Here is a 457-nt window from a genome sequence, read left to right as displayed (position 1 = left end):
TAGCTGCCGACCTCGGCTGGATCACGCAACTCCGGTATCGCCTGCAGCATGGCGTAACAATGGCCGGGAACATCGATCTCCGGCACGATCTCCACGCCGAAGCTCTTGGCATGGGCGACGATCTCGCGGATGGCAGCCTTGGTGTAGTAACCGCCGGTGCGGGCCGGGCTCGAACCGAGCAGCGGCGGAACGGCCAGACCGTGGCCGCGCCAGGCACCGACCGCGGTCAAATCAGGATAGGCGTCGATCTCGACGCGCCAGGCTTCATCGTCGGAAAGGTGCCAGTGGAAGCGGTTGAGCTTGTTCCAGGCAAGCACCGCCACCAGCTTCTTGACCTCGGCGGCGCCGTAGAACTGGCGGGCGACATCGAGGTGCAGGCCGCGCCAGCCCATCGACGGCTCATCGACGATCACGCCGGATGCCGGAAATTGGAAGACCTCGGGATGCAGTCTTGCAC

At 65.0% G+C, this 457-nt stretch carries 1 protein-coding gene; it reads right to left on the bottom strand.

Going from position 1 to position 457, the window contains the following annotated elements:
• Positions 1-457: family 20 glycosylhydrolase (locus HK439_RS26470; protein WP_190294469.1), on the bottom strand; the 457-nt coding region annotated here is incomplete at both ends.

This window comes from Roseibium aggregatum (assembly GCF_014692675.1).
Classification (GTDB): domain Bacteria; phylum Pseudomonadota; class Alphaproteobacteria; order Rhizobiales; family Stappiaceae; genus Roseibium; species Roseibium aggregatum_C.
The sequence above is the reverse complement of the archived record's forward strand: the minus strand, read 5'-3'. Positions and strand labels throughout refer to the sequence as shown.